3 protein-coding genes are annotated in these 3,903 nt (G+C 76.7%); 1 reads left to right on the forward strand and 2 read right to left on the reverse strand.

Annotation, left to right across the window (positions count from 1 at the left end; translation table 11 throughout):
• A partial coding sequence (locus ABD323_RS39905; RefSeq protein ID WP_344447014.1) for a sigma-70 family RNA polymerase sigma factor occupies window positions 1–1,180 on the reverse strand: 1,180 nt, incomplete at its 3' end.
• A gap of 387 nt (window positions 1,181–1,567) precedes the next feature.
• Entirely contained in the window at window positions 1,568–2,470 is a 903-nt protein-coding gene (locus ABD323_RS39910) for a TetR/AcrR family transcriptional regulator (protein ID WP_344447015.1), read from the reverse strand.
• 404 nt (window positions 2,471–2,874) lie between these two features.
• On the opposite strand from ABD323_RS39910, the gene ABD323_RS39915 reads away from it, so the two are divergent.
• Window positions 2,875–3,903: NAD(P)/FAD-dependent oxidoreductase (locus ABD323_RS39915; RefSeq protein ID WP_344447016.1), on the forward strand; the 1,029-nt coding region annotated here is incomplete at its 3' end.

The raw sequence follows: 3,903 nt of genomic DNA on the forward strand, positions 1-3,903 counted from the left end.
GGGCCTCCGGCAGAGGCAAGCCCACCAGCGCCGCGCCGGCGGCCAGCGCGCCGGCGCCCAGCGCCGCCGCGACCGCCGAGAAGGCGCCGGTGCCGATCCAGAGCAGCACCCCACCGGGCAGCAGCACGCGCAGCCCGTGGTTGATGTCGACCAGCTCCAGGTAGGCCGCAGTGCACCGGTCGCAGGTGCGCAGGTGTTCGCCGACCTCGGCCGAGGCGCGCTTGCGCAGGGCGCCGCGCGCGTACAGGCCCAGCCGGTTGGCGTACTCCTCGCAGCCCTCGCGCTGCTCCGCCGAGACGTGCGCCTGGAGGAAGCCGGCCGCCAGCCGGGAGCGGGCGCGGTGCGCCTGCACGGCGGTGGCGTTCGCGGTCTTGCCGAGCAGCACCGACACCGTCTTGGGGGACTCCTGCTCGACCTCGGTGTGCCAGAGCAGCACCCGGTCGTCCTCGGGCAGTTCCACGAACGCCCGCATCACCATCCGCTGGTCGGCTGCCGCCATCGCCCAGGCGTCCGCCCCCGGGTCGGCGAGGTCGCACTCGACCGCCGAGGCGGCCGAGGACTGGGCGAAGAGGCCGAAGTCGTCGACCAGTTGCTCGCGCCGCTCGCTGCGCGCCCAGGCCGCCGCGACGTTGCGCACGGCCGTCAGCAGGTAGGCCCGGACGGCGAACTCGGGGCCCTTGCCCGCCCGCAGGGCCTGCAGCGTGCGGGCGAAGACCTCGCCGGCCAGGTCCTCGGCGGTGAAGCTGTCCCGGCAGCAGGTACGGGCGTAGCGGCGCACCGACTCGGCGTGCCGGCGGTAGATCTCCTCGTACGCGGTGTCGTCCCCGGCGCGCACCAGGGCCGTCAACTCGGCGTCGGAGGGCGGCCGCTCGCCGTCCAGCGGGTCGGCCGGCGGTGGCACCTTGCCGAGCGCGGCGGGGGCTGGAAGCTCCCCGCCGTCGTCGCCGGACTCGGTGGCGCCGCCGGCCCGGCCCCCCCGGCCGGCCACGAAGGCCTCCGGGGTCACCCCGCCCTGACCGGCGACCGCCTGGCCGGGCACCCGCCCGGTGAGCGCGGCGCCGCCGTAGGGGGAGTCGGCGAGCGACTCGCGCGAGGGCGCGCCGCCCTGCCCGGGCACCTGCCCGGCCGAGGACTCGGGCCCGGGCCCGGTGCCGCGCTCGTTCTGCTCCTCGGCACTCATCCGCTGCCTGCCTCGCCCGCGTCGCCCGATGCGCCCGCCCCGGTCGGCCGGGCGGCCAGGGCCCGCCGGGCGGGGGCGGCGCCGTCCTCGCTCGTGGCCCGGTCCCGGCGTCGGCGCACGGTGGCGGCCCGCACCCGCCCGGGGCGCGTCACAGCACGCCGCCGGCTTCGGCGGCGCTCGCGGCACCGCGAAGGGTGCGCACCGGGACAATGGCTCCAAGCACGGCCAAAGAATGGCATAGCGGCGAGGGGTCCGGAAGCCGCGCAGGCCCGGACCCACTCTTCCGGGGAAGCACCCGTCGCTCTGTTCGCCCGCTCCGGCGCAGCCAGTTGACACCGGGTTGACGCCGGCGGCCGACCGCCCGCCGCAGCGGGCCGCGAGCGGAGGCTACCGCGTGCGCAGCCCGTCCAACAGGATGCGCAGCAGCCGCTCGGCCGGTTCGGCCGCGCCCCGCACGCCGCCGCGCCCGATGGACGGCGGTACCGCGGCGGTGAGGACCAGCACGATCTCCGAGACGGTCACCCCCGGGCGCAGCTCGCCGGCCGCCGCGGCGCGCGCGACGAGCGCGGCCAGCAGCTGGAGCAGCAGGCGCGGGTCGGCGTCCGGGACCTCCGCGGGGCCCGGCTCGGGCGGCGCGCCGAGACCGGCGCCCAGGTCGGCGCCGAAGCTCGCCTCGGCGGCGGCGCCGATCGCCCCCGCGAAGGCCGCGTCGAGCAGACCGGTCCCGTCCTGCGGCCCGGAGCGCCCGCCGTACCCGCCCTGCGCCGCGGGGCCGGCGTCCGTCGGCAGCCGCTGCTCCGGCACCCGGGCCAGCTCCTCGGCGTACCCGAACGCCTCCGGCGGCAGCAGCCGCCCGGCGCCGGTGCCCACGGCGGTGGCCAGGTAGGCGGCGAGCGCCTCCCACGGCCCGGCCGGCCCGTAGAGCGCCTCGCGGGCCCGGGCGGTGAGCCAGGCGACCTCCTCGGCGGCGATCCGCTGGACCAGTACCTCCTTGCTGGGGAAGCGCCGGTAGACCGTGCCGACCCCCACGCCGGCCCGTCGCGCCACCTCCTCCATCGGCGCGTCGTAGCCCAGTTCGCCGAAGACCTCGCGGGCCGCCCGCAACACGCTCTCCAGGTTCCGGCGGGCGTCCACCCGCAGCCGCGGGCCGCCCGCGCGGCGTTCCCCGCCCGGGCCGGGCTGCGCACCCGCGGACCGGTACGGGACGGACAGCGGCGCACGCTGCTCCGGCAGGCTGTTCGCACCGATCTGCGGCACCGTCGGTTCGCCCAGCAGGTGATCCTGTTCCATCAATCCCAACCCTCCCCCGGAGGGGCCCAGTTCAGGACCCCTGTGCGTAGTCGCCGCAGCAGCCCGTCATGCGCCGCGGTCCAGCCCCACCCCGGTTCTCCGACCCCCCGAGCCGGTCCTGGGCCGCCGTCACGCCGCCTCGTCGGGCGTCGGACGGCCCGCGCGGGTGTAGGGATCATCCGCGAACTACCCTTCCCCGTTTCAGCGTGGACCAGTCGGGCTGGACGGCCAACGGTAAATCAGGCCGTAATGGATTCACCACCCGGGGTGACGGCCGACTGCCCGGTACGCGGGTGTCAGGGGCGCCCCGATAGGCCTCCGGCGACACGGGAAACCGCTCCCGTCCCGCCCGAATCCGGTACGGACTGTGGACAAGAGGGCCTTCGGCAGTGCGTCATGGAGGCGTGAACCAGGTCACATCGACAGGGGGTGGCACCATCCGGATCCTGATCGTGGGAGGAGGTATCGCCGGGCTCACCGCGGCCCAGCGACTCCAGCGCGGACTGGGAGAGGAACTGCGGGACGGCAGGGCCGAGGTCACCGTGGTGGAGGCCGCGCCGTACCTGACGTACCGGCCGCTGCTCGCCGAGGTGGCGGCCGGCTCGATCGACCCCAGACACGTGGTGGTGCCGCTGCGCCAGGCGCTGCCCGGTTGCCGGGTGCTGACCGCCCGGATCACCCGGATCGATCACACGCGGCGGCTCGCCTGGATCGTACCCCAACCTGGCTCTGAGCTCGAACTTCCCTACGATCAGATTGTTCTGACGGTCGGTTCGATCTCCCGGACGCTGCCGGTGCCGGGGCTCGCCGAGCACGGCATGGGCTTCTCGACGGTCGGCGAGGCGGTCGCCCTGCGCAACCACGTGCTGGCCCAGCTCGACCTCGCCTCCTCCACCCGCGATCCCGAACTGCGGCAGTCCGCACTGACGTTCGTCTTCGTCGGCGCGGGCTACGGCGGGGTGGGCGCGCTGGCCGAGCTGGAGGACATGGCCCGGCACGCGCTGCGCGGCTACCCCAACATCCAGCCGGACGACCTGCGTTGGGTGCTGGTGGAGGCCGCCGACCGGATCCTGGCCGAGGCGGACCCGGAGCTGGCCGCCCACAGCCTGCGCCAGCTGCGCGACCGGAGCGTGGACGTTCGCCTCGCCACCACCCTCGACTCCGCCCAGGGCCGGGTGATGGTGCTCTCGGACGGCAGCCGGTTCGCCGCCCGCACGCTCGTCTGGACGGCCGGCGTGCGACCGGCACCCGTGCTGGGCGCCACCGACCTCCCGCTCGACGCCGACGGCCGGGTCCGCTGCCTGGAGACCCTCCAGGTGGCCGGCCCGGGCGGCGCCGCGCTGCCCGGCGCCTGGGCGGCCGGCGACTGCGCGGCCGTTCCCGACCGGCCCGCCGGGTCCGCCGCCGCTCCGGCCCGCGCCGCCACCGCCGCC

This window comes from Kitasatospora nipponensis (genome assembly GCF_039528135.1).
GTDB lineage: Bacteria > Actinomycetota > Actinomycetes > Streptomycetales > Streptomycetaceae > Kitasatospora > Kitasatospora nipponensis.